Source organism: Comamonas testosteroni (assembly GCF_000761245.1).
Taxonomy (GTDB): domain Bacteria; phylum Pseudomonadota; class Gammaproteobacteria; order Burkholderiales; family Burkholderiaceae_C; genus Comamonas; species Comamonas testosteroni_C.
In genome coordinates, this window is record NZ_AWOR01000042.1 from 37,606 (window position 1) to 58,399 (window position 20,794).

The 20,794-nt window shown below is 63.0% G+C and carries 21 protein-coding genes and 1 tRNA gene; 16 read left to right on the plus strand and 6 right to left on the minus strand.

Going from position 1 to position 20,794, the window contains the following annotated elements; genetic code table 11:
* Nucleotides 1–171: 171 nt before the first annotated feature.
* Nucleotides 172–1,242, plus strand: a complete 1,071-nt coding sequence (gene selD / locus P353_RS08620; protein WP_034368051.1) for a selenide, water dikinase SelD — start codon at nucleotides 172–174, stop codon at nucleotides 1,240–1,242.
* A 116-nt stretch (nucleotides 1,243–1,358) separates the two neighbouring features.
* Here the strand turns inward: selD and P353_RS08625 are convergent, their stop codons facing one another.
* The 5 genes from P353_RS08625 to P353_RS08645 all read right to left on the minus strand — a co-directional run bounded on the left by P353_RS08625 (nucleotide 1,359) and on the right by P353_RS08645 (nucleotide 4,990).
* Nucleotides 1,359–1,826 carry an Lrp/AsnC family transcriptional regulator gene (locus tag P353_RS08625; RefSeq protein ID WP_003054128.1) on the minus strand — a complete coding sequence of 156 codons (468 nt, stop codon included), beginning with the start codon at nucleotides 1,824–1,826 and terminating at the stop codon, nucleotides 1,359–1,361.
* A gap of 766 nt (nucleotides 1,827–2,592) precedes the next feature.
* A tRNA-Gln gene (locus tag P353_RS08630) sits at nucleotides 2,593–2,669 on the minus strand.
* A gap of 123 nt (nucleotides 2,670–2,792) precedes the next feature.
* Complete coding sequence (locus tag P353_RS08635) at nucleotides 2,793–3,113, minus strand: heavy metal-binding domain-containing protein (RefSeq protein ID WP_003054127.1); 321 nt, start codon at nucleotides 3,111–3,113, stop codon at nucleotides 2,793–2,795.
* 402 nt (nucleotides 3,114–3,515) lie between these two features.
* Nucleotides 3,516–4,418 (minus strand): LysR family transcriptional regulator, encoded by a 903-nt coding sequence (locus P353_RS08640; RefSeq protein ID WP_034368056.1) that lies wholly within the window; start codon nucleotides 4,416–4,418, stop codon nucleotides 3,516–3,518.
* Between the two features lie 23 nt (nucleotides 4,419–4,441).
* Complete coding sequence (locus P353_RS08645) at nucleotides 4,442–4,990, minus strand: MarR family winged helix-turn-helix transcriptional regulator (protein ID WP_034368336.1); 549 nt, start codon at nucleotides 4,988–4,990, stop codon at nucleotides 4,442–4,444.
* Nucleotides 4,991–5,263: 273 nt separating this feature from the next.
* On the opposite strand from P353_RS08645, the gene P353_RS08650 reads away from it, so the two are divergent.
* From P353_RS08650 to P353_RS08720, 15 genes are all read left to right on the plus strand, one after another.
* Entirely contained in the window at nucleotides 5,264–6,391 is a 1,128-nt protein-coding gene (locus P353_RS08650; protein WP_034368060.1) for a cupin domain-containing protein, read from the plus strand.
* Nucleotides 6,392–6,534: 143 nt separating this feature from the next.
* Nucleotides 6,535–7,242, plus strand: a complete 708-nt coding sequence (locus P353_RS08655) for a fumarylacetoacetate hydrolase family protein (protein WP_003054121.1) — start codon at nucleotides 6,535–6,537, stop codon at nucleotides 7,240–7,242.
* Between the two features lie 12 nt (nucleotides 7,243–7,254).
* Complete coding sequence (gene maiA / locus P353_RS08660; RefSeq protein WP_034368065.1) at nucleotides 7,255–7,899, plus strand: maleylacetoacetate isomerase; 645 nt, start codon at nucleotides 7,255–7,257, stop codon at nucleotides 7,897–7,899.
* Between the two features lie 81 nt (nucleotides 7,900–7,980).
* Nucleotides 7,981–9,009 carry a Bug family tripartite tricarboxylate transporter substrate binding protein gene (locus tag P353_RS08665; RefSeq protein ID WP_420093378.1) on the plus strand — a complete coding sequence of 343 codons (1,029 nt, stop codon included), beginning with the start codon at nucleotides 7,981–7,983 and terminating at the stop codon, nucleotides 9,007–9,009.
* 384 nt (nucleotides 9,010–9,393) lie between these two features.
* Entirely contained in the window at nucleotides 9,394–10,062 is a 669-nt protein-coding gene (locus tag P353_RS08670; RefSeq protein ID WP_034368068.1) for a hypothetical protein, read from the plus strand.
* 212 nt (nucleotides 10,063–10,274) lie between these two features.
* Nucleotides 10,275–11,798: a CoA-acylating methylmalonate-semialdehyde dehydrogenase gene (locus P353_RS08675; RefSeq protein WP_034368070.1), complete on the plus strand. Its 1,524-nt coding sequence runs from the start codon at nucleotides 10,275–10,277 to the stop codon at nucleotides 11,796–11,798.
* An 82-nt stretch (nucleotides 11,799–11,880) separates the two neighbouring features.
* Complete coding sequence (locus P353_RS08680) at nucleotides 11,881–12,354, plus strand: lysozyme inhibitor LprI family protein (protein ID WP_232776355.1); 474 nt, start codon at nucleotides 11,881–11,883, stop codon at nucleotides 12,352–12,354.
* A gap of 20 nt (nucleotides 12,355–12,374) precedes the next feature.
* Nucleotides 12,375–12,842 carry a lysozyme inhibitor LprI family protein gene (locus P353_RS08685; protein WP_420093379.1) on the plus strand — a complete coding sequence of 156 codons (468 nt, stop codon included), beginning with the start codon at nucleotides 12,375–12,377 and terminating at the stop codon, nucleotides 12,840–12,842.
* Nucleotides 12,843–12,896: 54 nt separating this feature from the next.
* A complete protein-coding gene (locus P353_RS08690; protein WP_034368077.1) occupies nucleotides 12,897–14,063 on the plus strand; it encodes an acyl-CoA dehydrogenase family protein in 1,167 nt (388 codons plus the stop codon).
* A 31-nt stretch (nucleotides 14,064–14,094) separates the two neighbouring features.
* Nucleotides 14,095–14,622 (plus strand): TfoX/Sxy family protein, encoded by a 528-nt coding sequence (locus P353_RS08695; RefSeq protein ID WP_034368080.1) that lies wholly within the window; start codon nucleotides 14,095–14,097, stop codon nucleotides 14,620–14,622.
* A gap of 18 nt (nucleotides 14,623–14,640) precedes the next feature.
* Nucleotides 14,641–15,060 carry a DUF488 domain-containing protein gene (locus P353_RS08700; protein WP_034368083.1) on the plus strand — a complete coding sequence of 140 codons (420 nt, stop codon included), beginning with the start codon at nucleotides 14,641–14,643 and terminating at the stop codon, nucleotides 15,058–15,060.
* A 72-nt stretch (nucleotides 15,061–15,132) separates the two neighbouring features.
* Nucleotides 15,133–16,029 carry a 3-hydroxyisobutyrate dehydrogenase gene (gene mmsB / locus P353_RS08705; RefSeq protein WP_003054095.1) on the plus strand — a complete coding sequence of 299 codons (897 nt, stop codon included), beginning with the start codon at nucleotides 15,133–15,135 and terminating at the stop codon, nucleotides 16,027–16,029.
* Nucleotides 16,030–16,033: 4 nt separating this feature from the next.
* Entirely contained in the window at nucleotides 16,034–16,366 is a 333-nt protein-coding gene (locus P353_RS08710) for a cupin domain-containing protein (RefSeq protein WP_034368086.1), read from the plus strand.
* 271 nt (nucleotides 16,367–16,637) lie between these two features.
* Nucleotides 16,638–17,726 (plus strand): saccharopine dehydrogenase family protein, encoded by a 1,089-nt coding sequence (locus P353_RS08715; protein WP_034368088.1) that lies wholly within the window; start codon nucleotides 16,638–16,640, stop codon nucleotides 17,724–17,726.
* A 34-nt stretch (nucleotides 17,727–17,760) separates the two neighbouring features.
* Nucleotides 17,761–19,281: an aldehyde dehydrogenase family protein gene (locus tag P353_RS08720; protein WP_034368092.1), complete on the plus strand. Its 1,521-nt coding sequence runs from the start codon at nucleotides 17,761–17,763 to the stop codon at nucleotides 19,279–19,281.
* An 87-nt stretch (nucleotides 19,282–19,368) separates the two neighbouring features.
* Here P353_RS08720 and P353_RS08725 read toward each other — a convergent pair whose 3' ends face one another.
* On the minus strand, nucleotides 19,369–20,286 hold the full coding sequence (locus P353_RS08725; RefSeq protein WP_230847540.1) for a LysR family transcriptional regulator: 918 nt from the start codon (nucleotides 20,284–20,286) through the stop codon (nucleotides 19,369–19,371).
* Nucleotides 20,287–20,794 lie beyond the last annotated feature (508 nt).

Genomic DNA, 20,794 nt, shown 5'->3' on the forward strand with positions numbered 1-20,794 from the left:
CATGCTTCACCCGGGGAGATCTCCGATGAAATCGCCAGCAAAACGGCAGATCCACACCGCAAGCAGTCAATAATGAGAGCCTACTGTGCGTTCAGGATGAACTTCTGACCGAGCACAAACATCGCTACCGTCACCGCAGCAACATCCGTGCTGCTTGCCGTCTGGATTGATATGAACACCACTCAAGAAACCGCCTCCCCAGCGACCCCACGCCTGACCTCTCTGTCTCACGGCGGCGGCTGTGGCTGCAAGATTGCGCCCGGCGTGCTGTCGGAGTTGCTGGCCAAAAGCAATCTGCCCAAGCAGTTTTTCCCCGACCTGCTGGTAGGCACAGAGACCGCAGACGACGCGGCCGTCTACAGGATCAATGACGAGCAGGCCATTGTTGCGACGACGGACTTTTTCATGCCCATCGTCGACGACCCCTATGACTTTGGCCGCATTGCCGCCACCAACGCGCTGTCCGATATCTACGCCATGGGCGGTACGCCGCTGATGGCGCTGGCCATTGTGGGCATGCCCATCAATGTGTTGCCGCACGATGTGATTGCCAAGATTTTGGAAGGCGGTGAATCGGTCTGCCGCGATGCAGGCATTCCGCTGGCGGGCGGTCATTCGATTGATTCGGTCGAACCCATCTACGGCCTGGTCGGCATCGGCATCGTCAACCCCAAGCAGATGAAGCGCAACGCCGATGCCAAGGACGGCGATGTGCTGATTCTGGGCAAGCCCCTGGGAGTGGGCATTCTCTCGGCGGCGCTCAAGAAGAATTTGCTCGATGATGCAGGCTACCGTGCCATGGTGGATGCAACCACCAAGCTCAACCGCCCCGGCGCCGAGCTTGCCAAGCTCGAGGGCGTGCACGCGCTGACCGACGTGACCGGTTTTGGCCTGCTGGGCCACGGCCTGGAACTAGCCCGTGGTGCCCAGCTCAGTGCACGCTTTGAAAGCGCCAAGCTGCCCGTGCTGCCCGGTGTTCGGGCACTTGCAGAGCAAGGCATTTTCACGGGCGCATCGGGGCGCAACTGGGCATCCTATGGTGAACACATCCAGTTGGCATCAACCGTGACAGATGCCCAGAAAGCGCTGCTGACCGATCCTCAGACCTCTGGCGGCCTGCTTGTTTCCTGTGCGGCAGATGCTGTCCAGCAAGTACTCAAGGTCTTTGCCGACAGCGGATTTGGTGATGCTGCAGTGATTGGCCGCATGGAGACAGGCACGCCCAAGGTTTTTGTGGACTGAGCGCGTCAGGCAGTCGAGAAGGAGCGCAGCCCTGCCCTTCTTTCCAAACAGAATGCAAAACGCCCGGCTCAAACCGGGCGTTTTGCATATGAGCGTCATATCGCGACTCAGGGCGTCTACGCCTCGCCCACGACCTCGGCCGTGGTGCGGCGGTCGATCTTGCGGCTCAGCACCACCGAGGTATAGGTCTGCTGGATGCCGTCGATCAGGCCGATACGGTCGAGCAGCGCATCCAGTTTCTCATTGCTCTCGCAGCGCACAAACACCATGTAGTCGTACTGCCCGCTGACAGCCGATACCTCTTCGACCTCGGTGAAGCGGTTGAGCGCCTGCATCACCGAAGTTGCCGTCTTGGGCTGAACACGGATACCGCAGTAGGCGCGCACGGCAGACTGCTCCATGCGTGAGCCAAGGCGAACGCCATAGCCGGCGATCACGCCCTCATGCTCCAGCTTGGCAATGCGAGCGACCACCGTGGTCCGAGCCAGATTCATCTGCCGAGCCAAATGCGCGGTCGAGGCTCGCGCGTTGGTCTGCAGCAGGCGCAGCAGCTGGCGGTCCGTTTCATCCAGTCGATATTCCATACCTTGTCTATCCAAATCTTGCCGTGCACTTACGCAAACGCTGCGTTAAACACAAACCCCAAGAACTCTCTGCCACCACCTGCAGCCATGCATTGCGCCGAGCGACTTCTATTGCTGCTCGCCCTCAGTCAAATGCCTGGAGCGAACCTCAGCCACACCCAACAGCCAATCATTGTGTCAGCTAACCCAGCCTGGCAGTGAGCTTGTCTTTTCAGATGGCAAATCTGAATACATTTGTTTCAATCAGGCAAAAATTCAACATATCTGCACTTGCCTGCGCTTGTGACCATGGCAAGGGCGCACTGCGGAACTTCAGGGTGACCCCGGCCGAAACCAGATCTCTGTTGTGGGCGGGCGGTCAAGCTCGTTCACAAGGAACCAAGTGCGCTCGCCGATTAACAGCGACACAAAAGAGCGAGGAGTCTAATGGTTGTTTTCCCGCGCTCATCGATGCCACCGACGATACGGCGAAAACACTCGGTAAGTTTGGCTGGTTTGACGCAAATATCTGCGAAAGGTAAGTGCTTACCCTAGGAAATTCTTTGGCCCAGTGCGTCGCTTTCGGCAATGCCTGAGCCCACCAGACGGCAAGCAGCCTCCAATCACCGACAACTGCGCCTTGTGCTGTGCAGCAAGACTGACTGCGCGATAGCGCAACCTGAGCGCTCCAATCGCGCATGACTGAAAGCTTCGGGCTCGCTTGCACGCGTCCCAAGCTCTACAAACAAAAAACCCTGCTCATTGCAATGAGCAGGGTTTTGATTCTTGGCAGGGGAGGAAGGATTCGAACCTTCGCATGCTGGAATCAAAATCCAGTGCCTTAACCAGCTTGGCGACTCCCCTACGATGGGACGAATTCTACAACGACTTTTCGCTATGAATTTCGAAGTAGTCAAAAAATGTGCAATTGCACATGGAATAGGTGTACAGCCTTCCTAGCGCCAAGCCAGCTCAGTCGCTGGCTGCCTATTCCACGACGACAGCCGTTCCGCTGGCCGAGACCATGAGCATGCCGTTGCCCTGGCCCAGCACCTCGAAATCAAGGTCCACACCGACCACTGCATTGGCTCCCGCCTCGGCAGCGCGCTGCTCCAGTTCCTTGAGGGCAATTTCACGCGCTCTTTGCAGCTCGCGTTCGTAGGTTCCAGAGCGCCCGCCCACGATGTCACGGATACCGGCAAAGAAGTCCTTGAACACATTGGCACCCAGAATGGCCTCGCCCGCTACCACGCCGCAATAACGGGTGATGCGCTTGCCTTCGATAGAGGGAGTGGTTGTGACGATCATGTTGGGCTTTCAAAAAAACGGCAAACCGAGATCGACACCCATACGCACTGTCCAGCGCTCCTCATGCCGCAGATCCAGGCGAGCCAAACAGCAAAAATCGGCGCAATCCGCTCGGCCCAGTATATGCGTGCAGACAGCGTGTCATGGCGGCCCACGGTCCAGACCGGCCAATGCTTGCCGTGGGCCAAATCAACGCCACAAATCGGGCACAGGGCACAGGGCACAGGGCACAGGGCACAGGGCACAGGGCAATCAGGCTGCAACCGTCAGCATCCGAAGCAGTTCTCCTTCGCCAGCGAAGCATCGATCAGGCAATACCGGATTGCATCTGTCTCACATTGATTTCCAGCATCAAATCCAAATCTGTCTGAATGCCATAAAGCACAAGACGCCATCAAAGAATCATGAATCCGGCAATAGCAGCTTCTGCATGCCTTGCACGGCATCGCGCAGAAAGCTCCAGGTCGTGGCTATGCGTGGAATCTGGCGCGACTCCACGGGCATGCTCATCCAGAAGGTGCGCGTAAAGCACGCCTGCTCGGGCAGCACGCGACTCAGTATCGGATCCTTGTCGGCCACAAATGCCGGCAGCACGGCCAGACCGGCGCCGGCACGCACGGCCTCGTATTGAGCGGTGATGCTGGTGCTGCGCAGCGCAAAACGCTCAGGCCGGTGCAAGGTATCGAGCAGTTGCAGCTCGCGCGTGAACAGCAGATCGTCCACATAGTGCACAAAGCTGTGATGGCGCAGATCCTCGGTTCTGGCCACCAATGGCTTTCGCGCCAGATATTCACGCTGGCCGTACAGATAGAGTCGGTAGTCGGTCAGCTTGGTGACCACGACCGAGCCGCGTTTGGGCCGCTCCAGCGAGATGACGATGTCGGCCTCGCGGCTGGACAGATGGAGCATGCGCGGCAACGCCAGCAGATCCACGCTGAGCAACGGGTAGCGCAGCGTGAGCCTGGCGAGCTCGGAGGCCAGCATCTGCGTGCCAAAGCCTTCGGTTGCCCCCACCCGCACCAGCCCGGCCAGCCCCTCGGCGGTCGCTGCATGTGCCAGGGGGCCTCGCTCCATCCCGTCCACCGCGCTTTGCATGGTGTTGGTCACTTCCTGCAGCTGCCGCCCGGCCTCGGTCAGCCGCCACTGCCCGCCTTCGCGCGCGAACAGCACGGCGCCCAGCTGCTTTTCCAGCGCTTGAATGCGCCGCGACACCGTGGTGTGCTCGACACCCATGCGCCGCGCAGCTGCGGCCATGCTTCCGCTGCGGGCCAGCTCACCAAAAAAACGCAGATGGTCCCAGTCCAATGTCTTTCCTTGCGATCCGTGGTTCAGTCGTTCTCGCTGCCCTGCAGCTTGCCCGTGAGGCCCTTGACCGCCTTGACGGCCGCACTGCGCTTGCGCTCGGCACTGCGCTGGGCCACGGCGCTCGGGGCGCGCGCGAACTCGTCGTTCTCGTGAATCAGCAGCGACAGCATTTCCATGAACTGCGCCCGCTTGTCATCGGCAAGAGGCTCCAGCATGCGGCGCTGGGCACGCAGCACCGAAGGCTCGGCAGCGACCAGCAGATCGCGCCCCTCTTCGGTCAGGCTCAGCAAACGCACGCGTCGGTCCGCAGGGCTGGCGTTGCGCGCCATCAGGCCACGCGCTTCCAGGCGGTCGATCACGCTGCCTATGGTGGAGGTGTCAAAGCCGATATTGCGTGCCAACGTGCGCTGGTCGATGCCCGGCTGACGCAGCACGGCCGACAGGGCCGCGTACTGCACGGGCGTCACGCCAAATTCCTCGGTTTCTTCCATGAACACGGCCACGGCGATCTGCTGCAGCCTGCGGATGTGATAGCCGGGATAGTTTTCTAGTTCTGCGGGTTGGTATTGCATGTCTTGAGAGCCGACGCCGGGCCCCGCCCTGCCGCGCGGCAGTTGAAGGGCCATGACTGAAAGACCCCGATATTCGCACGACTGCCGCCCCGATTCGCGCTAAGCCTGCTACCGGGTTTAACCCAATCAACGCTGACACAGATCAACATTATGCTAATCATCAGTGTGCTGTTTATTTGATTCACAGCCTCTCCTGGCCCATCACAAGGCCGTCAGAACCAGACGCAAGGCAGCAACGCACTGCCCAGCAGATACCAAAGAAAGAGACAAACCATGAGCCTTGTGCAAGCCCAGCCCTCACCGGTCAAGCTCACGGCCCTCGAAGCCCCCGGCCAACCCGAGCCCACAGCTGCGCTTGCGCAGTTGTACCGAGGCTTCGAGCAGGAAATGCTGGTGCCGCTGTGGACGGAAATCGGCGGCCTGATGCCTGCCCACCCCAAAAGCCAGGCCGCCGCGCATCTGTGGCGCTGGGAGAATCTGCTCAAACTCGCAGATGAAGCCGGTCGCATCGTCCCCGTGGGCCGGGGCGGCGAGCGCCGTGCGATTGCTCTGGCCAATCCGGCGCTCGGCGGCCGCCCGTTTGCCACGCCCACGCTGTGGGCTGCCATCCAGTACCTGATGCCCGGCGAAGATGCGCCCGAGCACCGTCACACCCAGCATGCCTTTCGCTTTGTGGTCGAAGGCGAAGGCGTGTGGACCGTGGTCAACGGCGACTCGATCCGCATGTCGCGCGGCGATTTTCTGCCCCAGGGCGGCTGGAACTGGCACGCCCACCACAATGCGGCCAGCCAGCCCATGGCCTGGATAGACGGGCTGGATATTCCGTTTGCCTACTACACCGAATCCCAGTTCTTCGAGCATGGCCGCCTGCATCTGGACCCACACGAGCGTGTCACGCCCGAGTTCTCGCGCTCCGAGCGCCTCTGGGGCCACCCCGGGCTGCGCCCTGTCGCTCACCTGCAGGACAGCCCGAGCACGCCTTTGCTGGCCTACCGCTGGGTGGACACCGACCGCGCGCTGACCGAGCAACTGGCGCTGGAAGCCGAAGGCTGCGCCGCCACGGTCAGCCCCGGCCATGCCGCCGTGCGCTACACCAATCCCTGCAATGGCCGCGATGTACTGCCCACCATCCGCTGCGAAATGCACCGCGTGACCTGCGGCGCCAGCACCCGGCCTAAGCGCGAAGTGGGCTCTGCCGTCTTCCAGGTCTTTGACGGCCAGGGCACGGTGACCGTGGGCGAGCGCCAATGGCAGGTGCGGCGCGGCGACATGTTCGTCGTGCCTTCCTGGCAGCTGTTCAGCGCGCAATGCGATGCCGAGCAGCCGCAGCTGGACCTGTTTCGCTTTGCCGACACGCCGATTTTCGAAGCCGTCCACGCGTACAGGGTGGACACCCCCTGAGCCGCTTCGCATCTTCCCCTTCAAGGGGGACGACAGCCTTTGCTGCGGGGCGGCGGGGCCGCCTAGGCCCTTTCTGGCTGCCTCACACATAGAACGTGTCTTTTTCAAGCACCTAGTCACCGATACCCATCAGGAATCACACCATGACCCAAGCCAACTACCTCTGGGCGCCGCCGCCCGTGCAATCTCTGCCCGTGCGCGACAGCGAGCAACGCCTGCCCGTCAATCGCCTGTTCTTTGTGGGCCGCAACTACCACGCCCATGCGGTGGAGATGGGCCGTCCCGTGGACAAAAGCGTCGAACGCCCCTTCTATTTCACCAAGGCCCCGCAGACGCTGACCGACTCGGGTGCCTGCGTGGCCTATCCCTCTGAAACAGCCAACTACCACTTCGAGATGGAGCTGGTCGTGGCCATCGGCAAACCGGGCTTTCGCATTCCTGCCGACCAAGCCCATGAGTACATCTACGGCTATGCCTGCGGCCTCGACATGACGCGCCGCGACCTGCAGCTGGTGGCGCGCGACAAGGGCCGCCCCTGGGATCTGGGCAAGGATGTGGAGCAGTCCTCCGTCGCCAGCGAAATCGTGCCCATGGCCGGCAAGGTGATCGAGTCCGGCCTCATCGAGCTGAGCGTCAACGGTCAGCTCAAGCAGCAGTCCGATGTGAACAAGCTGATCTGGAACATCCGCGAAATCATTGCCGACCTGTCCCTGTTCTATCACCTGCAACCCGGCGATCTGATCTACACGGGCACGCCCGAGGGCGTGGGTGCCGTGCTGCCCGGTGACCAGATCACAGGCCGCGTGGAAGGCGTGGGCGACATTACCCTGAATGTCGGCCAGCCCGAGTAAGGCGCGCAGACCATGAAGCTATACAGTTTCTTTCGCAGCGGCACCTCGCACCGTCTGCGCATCGCCCTCAATCTCAAGGGCCTCACGCCCGACTACCTTCCTGTCGATCTGCGCGTGGACGAGCAGGCCGAAGTGCCTTTCAAGCGCATCAACCCGCAAGGCCTGGTGCCTGCGCTGACGCTGGACAGCGGAGAGACGCTGATCCAGTCGCCGGCCATCATCGAATGGCTGGAAGAGCGCTACCCCACGCCCGCGCTACTGCCAGCCCCCCCCGAGGCACGCGCCCATGTGCGCGCCCTGGCGGCCATCGTGGGCTGTGATGTGCACCCCATCAACAACCGCCGCATCCTGCAGACCCTGCGCCAGCAGTTCGGAGCCGACGAGGCCGCCATCAACGCCTGGTGCGCCACCTGGATCACGGCCGGCTTCGATGCCATCGAAGCCTTGCTGGCACAGGACGACACACGCGGGCACTTCTGCTTTGGCAAGGCGCCGAGCCTGGCTGATGTCTATCTGATTCCCCAGGTCGAGAGCGCACGCCGCTTTGGTGTGGATCTCGCCTGCTGGCCGCTGATCAGCGCCGTCGATACGGCCTGCAGCGCCCTGCCCGCCTTTGCCCAGGCAGCACCTCTGGCCCAGCCCGACGCCCCGCAATAGACCTTTCCCCCTGCGGCCGCGCTCAGACGCGGCTGCCTGTAACGCTTTGCAGTCCCTAAAAACGCCCACCGGAGACAAACTGTGAAACACGAGCAAAATCAGCACAAAAACCAGTCCAAGCATACGCAAACAGCCATCAAAACCATAGCATCTGCAGCCGTTCTGCTGGCCGCAGCCGGCCAGGCACTGGCCCAGGGCGATGCGTCCGGCTATCCCAGCCGCCCTGTGACCGTGGTCACGGCATTTGCCGTGGGCAGTGGCCCCGATGCCGTGCTGCGCATCGTGGGCGAAAAGCTGGCCCAGCGCTGGAAACAGGGCGTGACCGTGGACAACCGCCCCGGCGGGGGCGGCTTTGTCGCCATCGAGTACGCGCGCCGAGCCAAGCCCGACGGCTATACCCTGCTGCAGCTGGACAGCGAACATATCTCCGCCCTGCCCTATCTCTACAAGAACAAGAACTTCAACACGCTGAGCCACTTCGACCCCGTGGCCCCGCTGTTCCTGACGCCCTTCTTTGTGGCCGTACCCACGAATTCACCGTGGAAGAGCATGGGGGACCTGATCAAGTCCGCCAAGGCCGAACCCGGCAGGATCAGCTATGGCTCCTGGGGCGTGGGCAGCCCCGGCCACCTTGGCGGCGAATGGCTGGACTATCTGACGGGCAGCAAGATGACCCATGTGCCTTATCGCGAGGTCAGCCAGCTGTTCACCTCGGTCGCCAACGGCGACCCGACCTGGAGCTTTGCCAGCCTGCCCTCCAGCCAGGGCATCTACAAAAGCGGCAAGATCCGCTATCTGGCCGTGGCCGCACCCAAGCGCATCGCGCAAATGCCCGACGTGCCCACGGTTGCCGAGGCGGGCGGCCCCGCCGAGCTGGATGTGAACTCCTTTGTCTCCCTGCTCAGCCCCAAGGGCGTGGACGCCGCCGTTCGCGACAAGATCCGCAGCGATGTGGTGGCCGTGCTGCAGGACCCGCAGGTCAAGGAGAAGTTCTCCACCTTCGCCTTCCAGCCCATGAGTTTCACCGTGCCCGAGATGCAGCAATTTGCCAAGAAGAAGTCCGAGCAATACAAGCTGCTGATTGAAAAAGCCCAGATCAGCCTGGATTGAGAGCCGCCTTCGGCCGTCAAACAGATCACGCCATAGGCATACGCTCGCAACCGGAAAAGCCCCGTCAGCACAGGCTGCACGGGGCTTTTTTCATTGACGCGATGCCCTTTTTCTGCGCGCCAGATCAAGAGACGCTGCACAAAAACAGCAGAGCTCCCAAGGCGCGCAAAAACGACCTCGACCCGGGGTTACACTTATTGCAAGGCGTTTCTCCGGGCTTACATCCCACCTCTAAAACGCCCGCATGCCATGAGCCCCCGCTAATAAGCGTCAGGGCTGTGCGGCAGCTCCCCGCCCAAGCCGCAGCGCCGTCTGTCTGCCAGGGCTCCATGCTGTTTTCACGTGACTCCACGTGATTCAGCCCCTTCAAATCGTTATAAAAAAATGAACAATTCCATCAAGACTGCCATCGCTTTTTTGCTGCTTCCGCTAGCCGCAGCTTCGCAGGCAGCCGAGCCCCCTTCGCCCATTGCTGCTGCCGAGCTGTATATCCGCACTCTGGTCAATCACGACGAGCAGGCCATCGGCCAGCTCAATGACTATCTGCGTCCGGACCGCCTGCGCTCGGGCCGCAGCGCGGACTACGCCAACGCCGCCGAACTCAAGCAAGCCGACAAGGACTTCCCGCGCGAAGTCACCGACGTGGCCCTGCCCCTGTTCCCCGAGGCGCAGCGCAACGCCCTGCGTGCACCCGTGGAAAGCCTGATGAGCACGGTGCAAAAGGCGCGCCAGCAATCGCAGTGCAAGACCGTATCGGCCACCAAGCCCAAGCTCGACAAGAATGGCGTGCTCAATACCGAGGTGAAGTTCAGCTGCCAGCTGGTCAAGGCCCCCGAGACCTGGGCCGAGGGCATTCAACGCATGGTGCGCAACAAACTCAGCCTGGAGCAGGTGCAGGGCGAACTCAAGAAGCTGCAAGCCGCCTACTCGGTCCCCGCCAACCACAGCTACGAAGGTACGCTGTCTCTGGGCATGGTGCCCAAGGACAAGGACAAGGCCTGGCGCAACGACTTCGCGAGCGAAGCCTTTGACGAAATGTTCAGCGAGCTCTAATAGCACCTGAGAACGGCAAAAGGGCCCGAGTGGGCCCTTTTGCATTTTGCCGCCGCAGGTACTGCAGCCATGCCTGCACGACAGGCTCCAAAGCGCTGGCAGACATAGCATCCACTTGTGCACATTTGCACACCCTATGTGCAGTGTTTGCTATTGCTACGGCAAATCCGCACACATACCATGAGGAACGAATTCACCAACGGAGACACCTCATGAACGCACCGACTTCCGCCAAGGTTCTGGCGCCCACGGTCAAGCTGCTCATCAACGGGCAGATGGTCGAATCCAAAACCACCCAGTGGCGCGACGTGGTCAACCCTGCGACGCAGGAAGTGCTGGCGCGCGTACCGTTCGCCACGCCCGACGAGGTCAACGCCGCCGTGGCCAATGCCAAGCAAGCGTTCAAGACCTGGAAAAAGACGCCCATCGGCGCACGCGCCCGCATCTTTCTGAAGCTGCAGCAGCTGATCCGCGAGAACATGAAGGAGCTGGCCGCCCTGCTGACGGCCGAACAGGGCAAGACCCTGCCCGACGCCGAAGGCGATGTCTTCCGTGGCCTGGAAGTCGTGGAGCACGCGGCCAGCATCGGCAATCTGCAACTGGGCGAGCTGGCCAACAATGTGGCCAACGGTGTCGACACCTATACGCTGAACCAGCCGCTGGGCGTGTGTGCAGGCATCACGCCCTTCAACTTCCCGGCCATGATTCCGCTGTGGATGTTCCCCATGGCGATCGCCACGGGCAATACCTTCATCCTCAAGCCTTCCGAGCAGGACCCCATCGTCACCATGCGTCTGGCCGAGCTGGCACTGGAAGCCGGCGTGCCCCCTGGCGTGCTCAACGTCATCCACGGCGGCGAAGACGTGGTCAACGCCATCTGCGACCACCCCGATATCAAGGCCATCAGCTTTGTGGGCTCGACCAAGGTCGGCACCCATGTCTACAACCGCGCCAGCCTCAACGGCAAGCGCGTGCAATGCATGATGGGTGCCAAGAACCACGCCATCGTCATGCCCGACGCCAACAAGGAGCAGTCGCTCAACGCCCTGCTGGGCGCGGCCTTCGGTGCGGCCGGCCAGCGCTGCATGGCGGTCTCGGTAGCCGTTCTGGTGGGAGAAGCCCGTAACTGGATTCCCGATCTGGTGGCCAAGTCCAAGACCCTCAAGGTCAATGGCGGCACCGAGCCCGGCACCGATGTCGGCCCTCTGGTGAGCTGCGCGGCCCTGTCGCGTGTCGAAAGCCTGATCGAGTGCGGTCTGGCCGACGGCGCCACGCTGGAGCTGGACGGCCGCAAACCCGAGGTGGCCGGCTATGCCAAGGGCAATTTTGTCGGCCCCACCGTCTTCAGCGGCGTCAAGCCCGGCATGAGCATCTACGAGCAGGAAATCTTCGGCCCCGTGCTGTGCCTGGTCGCTGCCGAGGACATCGATCAGGCCATCGAGTTCATCAATGCCAACCCCAATGGCAACGGCACGGCCATCTTCACCCAATCGGGTGCGGCCGCGCGCAAGTTCCAGGAAGAGATCGATGTGGGTCAGGTCGGCATCAATGTGCCTATCCCCGTGCCCGTGCCGCTGTTCTCGTTCACGGGCAGCCGTGCCTCCAAGCTGGGCGACCTGGGCCCCTACGGCAAGCAGGTGGTCATGTTCTACACCCAGACCAAGACCATCACGGCACGCTGGTTCGACGACAGCACCACCAGCCACGGCGTGAATACCACCATCAGCCTGAAGTAAGCCGGCCATGAAACCCGACAGTGCAGCCCTGCCTCTTGCCAGGCCCGGGCTGCGCTGTGCGGCTTTGCCGATGATGGCAGGCATGTACGCTCAAGAATTGTCACGCTCCCCCCGCCTGCGCCCGGCCGCAAATACCTCTCACAGCCCCGCACGGCGGCTGACCCGTCTGTGCGCCCTGGCAGCCGGCAGCCTGCTGATTGCCCATCTGCCTGTGGCCTCGGCCCAGGACAGCGAACCGGCCCCGTTGCACTGCCCCGCAGATCAGCCACTGTCTCTTGCCTGCCTTGAGCAACAGGCCCAGGTCATTGAGCGGGGCATGCAGGTGCTCTACCTGTACCTGCAGCGCCAGCTGCCGCAGGCCAGCGCCCAGGCCCTGCAGACCGAGCAGGACGACTGGACACAGCAGCGCGACCGGCGCTGTCAGCCCAATGGCTACGTCCATGAAGCCGAAGACATGGCTGCCTGCCGCATCGGCATGGCCTTGAGCCGGGTCAAGGCCTTCAAGAACCAGTGGTATCCGCTGGCAAAGAACGCACAGGGTGAAAAGCAGCCATGAACCGGGCAAACCCATATCACTTGCGCCAGCAGGCCAGCCCGGGCTGCGATGATGCGGGCATGACGATCCGCATTCAGAAAATCAGGCAACTGCGGCCTGCGAGCATTGACACCAAATTGCTTGCTGCTCTTTTTATTGCAGCAAGCTTGAGCCAGCAAGCCCTGGCCCAGGCCGGCGCCGACTGCGTGCCCGGCGGCACCACGGCCCAGACCAATGCCTGCGCCATCAAGGACTTCCAGCAAGCCGACACCGACCACCAGATTCTCTATGGCGATGTGATGCGCGCGCTATCGGCCCATGAGCGCCCCGCCCTGCGCAAGGAGCAAGGCGAATGGAGCCGTCAGCGCATTACCCAGTGCAAGCAGGCCACGAAGGCCTTTGAAGCGCAGCCCGACTGGCCCAGCCGCTACCACGGCTGTCTGGTGCAGCAGATCACGGCCCGCGATGCGACTCTCAAACGCTGGCTGCACCAAGGGCCGCCGGACTGAACTGCAAAGCCGTCAGGGGCCAGAAGACGAGCAGAACAAAAAAGGAGACATGAAATGGACTTTGAACTCAGCGAAGATCAACGCGCTTTTGCCGATACCGCCCGTGCTTTTGCGCAAGCCGAGCTGGCGCCGCATGCGGCCGAGTGGGACCGCGAGCACATCTTCCCGCGCGAGGCGATTGCCAAGGCCGGCGAGCTGGGCTTCTGCGGCCTCTATGCTCCGGAGAGCATCGGCGGCCTGGCCCTGCCACGACTCGATGCAACGCTGGTATTCGAAGAAATGGCGGCCGTCGATCCATCGACCACGGCCTTCATCACCATCCACAATATGGCGACCTGGATGCTGGGCAACTGGGCCACCGATGCCGTGCGCGCCGAATGGGGCGAGCAGCTCACCAGCGGCAGCAAGCTGGCCAGCTACTGCCTGACGGAGCCCGGTGCGGGTTCGGACGCGGCCTCGCTCAAGACCCGGGCCGAGCTGGTGGGCAACGAGTACATCGTCAACGGCAGCAAAGCCTTCATCAGCGGCGCGGGCAGCACCGATGTGCTGGTACTGATGGCAAGAACCGGAGATGCCGGCTCCGGGGCTTCGGGCATTTCGGCCTTTGTCGTGCCGGCCGACGCGGCCGGCGTGAGCTATGGCAAAAAGGAAGAGAAGATGGGCTGGAACAGCCAGCCCACGCGCGTCATCAGCTTCGACAATGTCCGCATTCCCGCGCACAACCTGCTGGGCCGCGAGGGCGAAGGCTTCAAGATCGCCATGAAGGGCCTTGACGGAGGGCGCATCAATATCGCCACCTGCTCGGTGGGCGCTGCCCAGGGCGCGCTGACCCAGGCCCAGCACTACATGCAGGAGCGCAAGCAGTTCGGCAAGGCCATCGCGAGCTTCCAGGCCCTGCAGTTCAAGCTCGCCGACATGGCGACCGAGCTGGTTGCAGCCCGGCAGATGGTGCGGCTGGCGGCCTCCAAGCTGGATGCAGGCGCGCGCGACGCATCTACCTACTGCGCGATGGCCAAGCGCTTTGCCACCGATGCCGGCTTCATGGTCTGCAACGAGGCCCTGCAGCTGCATGGCGGCTACGGCTATATCCGCGAGTACCCGCTGGAGCGCCTGATGCGCGACGCCCGCGTGCACCAGATTCTGGAAGGCACGAACGAAATCATGCGCGTCATCATTGCCAGGCGCATGCTGGAGGGTGATGCACCGGAGGTCATTCGCTAAGCTGCTGCCATCATGCAACGCAAGGACTGTCATGCCCGCCAAACCCATCGCCCCTGAAACCCTGCAGCTCATAGACGCCGTGCGCGATGCGCTGCAAGATTGCACAGCCGTGGAAGAGAAGACCATGTTCGGCTGCCATGTGTTCATGGTCGACGGCAAGATGTGCCTGGGCGTGGAAAACGACGAGTTGCTGGTGCGCCTGCCCCCCGCCAGTCATGCGCAGATTGCGGAGATGCCGGGCGTACGCCCGCTGTCCTCGCGCGGACTGATGGACGGCTACTTTCTCGTCGGCCCCACGGCCTACGCCAGGCGTGAACAGTGGCAGCACTGGATCAGCGAAGCCCTGGCCTTCAACCCGTTGGCAAAGGCCACGCCAAAGCGCAAGACCGGCAGCAAGACCGGAAGCAAGGCCAGCAGCGAGACCGATAGCAAGAAGCCGGGCGATGGAGAAAGCCCAGCCGGTCAAGGCACCAGCAGCGGGCGCAGGCGCACCAGGGCAGCCCCGAAACCGGCTGATGCCGACGCTGCCGGAAAGCACCCTATTTTCGACAGCGAATAAGCACAAAGGACTGACCTCATGGCCATACGCATAGTCCAGCTAGGCAGCGAACGCGTCCCTGACGAGGGTCTGCGCATAGGTACGGTGCGCAGACCGCCGCGCGGGGTGCCCAAGGCCGAGTTCGCCAGTCGCAACTACTACGACTGCTGGTACCCGGAGCTCTCGCCCGAGGTGGAGCTGATGCAGCAGGCCCTGGAGGCCATCAAGCTTCGCATGGCCGGCCAGCAGGCACAGGCCGACAAGCTCTGGAAGCAGTTTGAAAAGCAGTTCCGCAAGCAACTGGCCGAGCCCGCCGCCGATCGCACCCTGGGCCTGCTCGCAGCCTTGTCGCACAGCTGCGCCTTTTCTCTGGGCTGCTACTGCGACGACGAGGCGCATTGTCACCGCAGCATCTTGCGCAGCCTGCTCGCTGACAAGGGTGCCATTTTCAAGAATTAAGCGAAAAACCGATCAATCGCTTATGGGTAAAGCGCTAGACGCCATCAATTCAATAACAGCAAGGAGACAGACATGCAAATCGCTTTTATCGGTCTGGGCAATATGGGAGCCCCCATGGCCGTCAATCTGGCCAAGGCCGGCCACAGTGTCAAAGCCTTTGACCTGAGCCAGGAGGCCATCGCCAAGGTCGTGTCCGCCGGAGCACAGGCTGCCTCCAGTGCCCAGGAAGCCGTGCAAGGGGCCGAAGCCGTCATCACCATGCTGCCCGCCAGCCAGCATGTAGAGAGCCTGTTCCTGGGCCGCGACGGCGCGGCCGGTCTGCTCGCGCACATCGCCAAGGGCACGCTGGTCATCGACAGCTCCACCATCGCTGCGGCCACCAGCCAAAAGGTGGCCAAGGCGGCCCAGGCAGCGGGCATAGACTTCATCGACGCCCCGGTCTCGGGCGGCACCGGCGGTGCAATTGCCGGCACGCTGACATTCATGGTGGGCGGCAGCGACGCGCAGCTGGCACGCGCCCAGCCATTGCTTGAAAAAATGGGGGCCAATATCTTCCACGCGGGCGGCGTCGGCGCGGGCCAGACGGCCAAGATCTGCAACAACATGCTGCTGGGCATTCTGATGGTGGGCACCAGCGAAGCAATCGCCCTGGGCGTAGCCAACGGTCTGGACCCCAAGGTGCTGTCCGAAATCATGCGCCGCAGCTCGGGCGGCAACTGGGCACTGGAAAAATACAACCCCTTCCCCGGCGTGCATGAGAACGCACCGGCCAGCAAGGGCTATGCAGGCGGCTTCGGCACGGACCTCATGCTCAAGGATCTGGGCCTGGCACAGGACAACGCCACGGCCAACCGCGCCAGCACGCCGCTGGGCGGCATGGCGCGCTCCATCTATGCGGCGCACAGCCTGTCCGGCCATGGCGGCGAAGACTTTTCCAGCATCATCAAGATGCTGCAGAAAAAGGCCTGAGGCCATGGCCCTGCCCCACGCCCAACCCGGGGTTCCCGTCGACGTGCTGCCCTACGGCACTGCGCTGGGCAACCAGAAGACCACTGCACTGTTCAAGTCCGGCACTCTGGAAGTGATCCGTCTGGTGCTGATGGCAGGCAAGCGCGTGCCTGCACATCAGGTGCAGGGCGAACTGACGATTCAATGTCTGGAGGGACGGCTCGCCGTCATCCGGGGCGCAAGCCGCCAGACATTGAGCGCGGGGCAGTTGCTGTTTCTGCCCGCCCAAACCATGCATGAGGTCGAGGCCGAGCTCGACTCCTCGGCCCTGATCACCATCGTTCTGCACAGCCACTAGTCACCGGCTGCGGCAACCGATCTTCCAGCCCCGTTCGGCCCCGGCGGATGTCTCCGCAGGCCTCCGGCATGAGGACGTCAAGCTGCCAGCGCCGATCCAGCAAGCGCTGATAGCTATTGTTTCCGCAGTCAGACAGCTGCACCCGAGGACTCCTTGTCTGCCCACGCAAATCGACTCCTGCTGACGCTTTTCTCAGTGGTGCAAATCGCCGCCCTGTGTTTAAGATGGCCCCAGAGGAAGTGATCGCTGCGTTGCTCTCAAGGAGTTCTCCATGATGAAGCTGACTGGACAGAACATTCTCATCCTCGGCGCCGGCAAGATCGGCTCAACGATCGCCGACATGGCTGCCGAGCTGCATGAAGCCACCGTCACGCTGGCCGATATGCAGCCCCCGCCCGGCGGCGACCCGCAGATCCGCCCCCTGCAGCTGGACATCAAGGACGATGCGGCGCTGACCCGCGCGCTGCAGCAGCACTCTGTAGTCATCAATGCCCTGCCTTTCTTCTGTGCCGAGCACGTGGCCCGGGCTGCGGCGCTGCAGGGGGTGCATTACTTCGACCTGACCGAGGATGTGGCGGCCATGCGCGCCATACAGGAGATGGCGGCGCAGGCGCGCTCGGTGCTGATGCCGCAGTGCGGACTGGCACCGGGCCTGATCGGCATGCTGGGCGGGCATCTGGCCCAGCAGTTCGACGAGCTGTTCGATCTGCAGCTGCGCGTGGGCGCGCTCACGCGCCATGCGACGAATGCGCTGCGCTACCACTTCACCTGGAGCGTGGACGGAGTCATCAACGAGTACTGCAAGCCCTGCAACACCATCGTCAACGGCCAGCCCATGCTGGTGCCGCCGCTGGAGGGGGTCGAAGCCCTGATTCTGGACGGCGAAAACTTCGAGGCCTTCAACACCTCGGGCGGTCTGGGCACGCTGTGCGAGACGCTGCAAGGCCGCGTGCGCAACCTCAACTACAAGACCATACGCCACCCCGGCCATCGCGACGCCATGCATTTGCTGCTGCACGGCCTGCGCCTGATAGAGCGCCGCGATCTGCTGCGCCAGGTGCTCGAAGGCGCGGTGCCCCACAGCCGTGAAGACATGGTGGTGATTGCCGCCATGGCCAGCGGCATGCGCGCGGGCCGCCTCGAGCAACTGATGCGCAGCGCCCGCATCTTCGGTGCGGTGCTGCGCGGCAGGCAGCGCACGGCCATAGAGCTCACGACCTCGGCCGGAATGCTGGCCGCCGTGGAGCTGTTCGCCGCGGGCCAGTTGCCCCAGCAGGGCTTTGTGCGCCAGGAGCAATGCACGCTGGCCGCACTCTCTGGCACTCGCGTAGCCCCCTATTTCGACGGCCTGCTCGGCTGAGGCCTGTATCTCACACCACTCAGGAGGGACTGCCATGACTGCCATCGCCGCTGCCGACTTCCACACCGTGCTGAGCCGCTGCGGCATAGCGCTGCAGGCCCTGGCGGGCAAGGACATCCGCGTGCACTCGCCCATCGACGGCACGGAACTGGCGAGTCTGGCCGCCCTGCCCGGCGCCCAGCTGCCTCTGGTCATAGACCATTCAGTCGAGGCGTTCAGGCAATGGCGTCTGGTGCCGGCCCCGGTTCGCGGCGAGCTGGTCCGGCTCTGGGGCGAGGAGCTGCGCCACGCCAAGATCGATATCGGCCATGTGATCTCCTGCGAGGTCGGCAAGATCGTGCAGGAAGGCCTGGGCGAGGTGCAGGAAGGCGTGGACATCTGCGAATTTGCGCTGGGCCTGTCGCGCCAACTGCATGGCAAGACCATTGTGTCCGAGCGTCCCGGCCACCGCATCATGGAGCAATACCACCCGCTGGGGCCGGTGGCCGTCATCACGGCCTTCAACTTTCCCAGCGCCGTATTTGCATGGAACGCGGCGATTGCCCTGGTCTGTGGCAACCCGGTGATCTTCAAGCCCTCCGACAAGGCCCCGCTATCGGGCCTCGCCACCTTCAAGGCGCTGGAGCGCGCCATTGCCCGGTTTGGGGACCGCGCTCCGGCAGGTCTGGCGCAGATCGTGCTGGGCGGCGCAGCTGTGGCCGAGGCCCTGGTGGACAGCCCGCGGATTGCGCTGGTATCGGCTACGGGATCGAGCCGCATGGGCCGCACCGTGGGTCCCAAGGTGGCGGCGCGCTTTGGCAAGCGCATTCTGGAGCTGGGCGGCAACAACGCCATGGTGGTCACGCCCGCTGCCGATCTGGATCTGGCCGTGCGCGCCATTGTCTTCAGCGCCGTGGGCACGGCCGGCCAGCGCTGCACCACGCTGCGACGCCTGATCGTGCACCGCGATGTCAAGCAGCCGCTGCTGGACAGGCTGCTGCCGGCTTACCGCAGCCTGCGCATCGGCAACCCGCTGCAGCCGGATACCCTGGTCGGCCCGCTGATCAACGAGGCATCGTTTGAGGCGCTGCAGCACTCGCTGAGTCAGGCTCAAAAGGACGGCGGCCATTTGCTCACGGGCGGCCAGCGCCAGCTCGAGCAGCAGTTTCCGCAGGGCTTCTATGTGGCTCCGGCGATCGTGGACATGCCGGCCCAGACCAGCATCGTGCGGCACGAGACCTTTGCCCCGCTGCTCTATGTGCTCAGTTACGAGGATATGGAGCAGGCCATTGCGCTCAACAACGATGTGCCCCAGGGCCTGTCCTCCTGCATCTTCTCCAACGATCTGCGCGAGGTGGAGCTGTTCTTGAGCGCGGCCGGCTCGGACTGCGGCATGGCCAACGTCAACATCGGGCCCAGCGGTGCAGAGATCGGCGGCGCCTTTGGCGGCGAAAAGGAGACTGGCGGCGACCGCGAAAGCGGCTCCGACGCCTGGAAGCAATACATGCGCCGCACGACCAACACCATCAACTACTCGCGCGAGCTGCCGCTGGCGCAGGGCATTCAATTCGGCTGAGCCACAGGCATTGCCATCTTTGACTGCCAGGGTCCCATGGAGCGGGTTTTCTCGTCGAGCGGCAAGAGACGCACCACAGTTGCGGGCTTAGCGCAGTGCGGCTGGGAGTTCTGGCTGTGCGGCCTGCACCAGGTTCTGCACGCTGGCCACAAAGGCTTCGAGCACGGCCGGCATGCCCTGTGACCGCCAGGCCAGTACGGCCGGCGTGCTCACCCGGCTGCCGCGCAGCGCCGCAAAGCGCACGCCGTTCATGCCCACGGTCTGCATGCAGGCCGGCACCAGGGCCACGCCCTGACCGGCAGAGACCAGTGCCATGACGGTCAGCCACTGGCGCGCGGCATGGCGGGTATGCGGATGAATGCCGGCCTGCTGCAGACAAGCGATGACGTTGTCGTAATTTGCCGGGGCCACCTCGCGAGCGAACATGACAAAAGTGTCCTGGGCCAGTTCGCGCAGATCGATTTCGGCACGCCAGGCCAGCGCATGCTCGCTGGGCAGGCAGCAGACAAAAGCCTCCTCACCTATGGACAGCGTGCGTATATCGTCCTGCGGCGTTCCGATGTTGAGAAAGCCGCAGTCGATCTGCCCCCTGGCAATGGCCTGCAGCTGATCGCGCGTTGACATCTCATGCAGGCATAGCTCGACCAGCGGGCGCTCGGCGCGAAAGGCCCGGCAGAACCCAGGCACCTGCCGGTAGACCATGGACCCCGTAATGCCTATGTCCAGCCGCCCCTGCAGCCCCTGGGCCACGCCGCGCACCACCTCGGCCGCATGCTGAAGCTGAGCCAGCACCTTGCGCGCTTCATGCAAAAAGGCTTCACCGGCAGGCGTGAGCCTGACGTTCTTGGCGTCGCGCTCCATGAGTACCGCCCCCAGATCCTGCTCCAGCGTCTTGAGCGCCATGCTCAGCGGCGGCTGGGTGATGCACAGGCGCTGGGCGGCCCGGCCGAAGTGCAGCTCCTCGGCCAGAACCACAAAGTAACGCAGCAAATGGGTTTTCATCATGATTCGCAAAGTTTGGCCAAGACCATACCCCATGCAGCTGGAAGCCGGGATTTCGCCTCGGTGTGCAGGTCGAGCCCCCTGTTCTGCAAGCCGATCCAAGAAGTCATTGGCTTCGTTCAACATTTCCTGCTGCCAGCCTGCTGCAACACATATTTCAAGCCAGATAGGCCTCTAGCCCAATAAGACAAAGCGCAAGCAGCTATCAAAGCTATGCCTGTGACTTCGCATGCGGCAGAAGACGGGTCTCGGCCCGTCAGCCGAGGTACTTTCTTTTGCTTCGCCACCGGATCGCCGGCCGAAAGCAAGTACCCAAAGAAAAGGCGAGCCGACCATCTGCGTCCCTGCGCTTCGCTGCGGGCAAACCTGCGTCACGCCATTCAGGCTGCGCTGCCGCCCAACTCGCTGCGCGGCTTTGCCGCTTCGCTCAGACAGACGGCGGCAAGCCAGTTCACGATGCAACGCTGTCCTGCGGCAGCGTTGCCCGCAGCCCGAACCGCGTGCCGCAGGC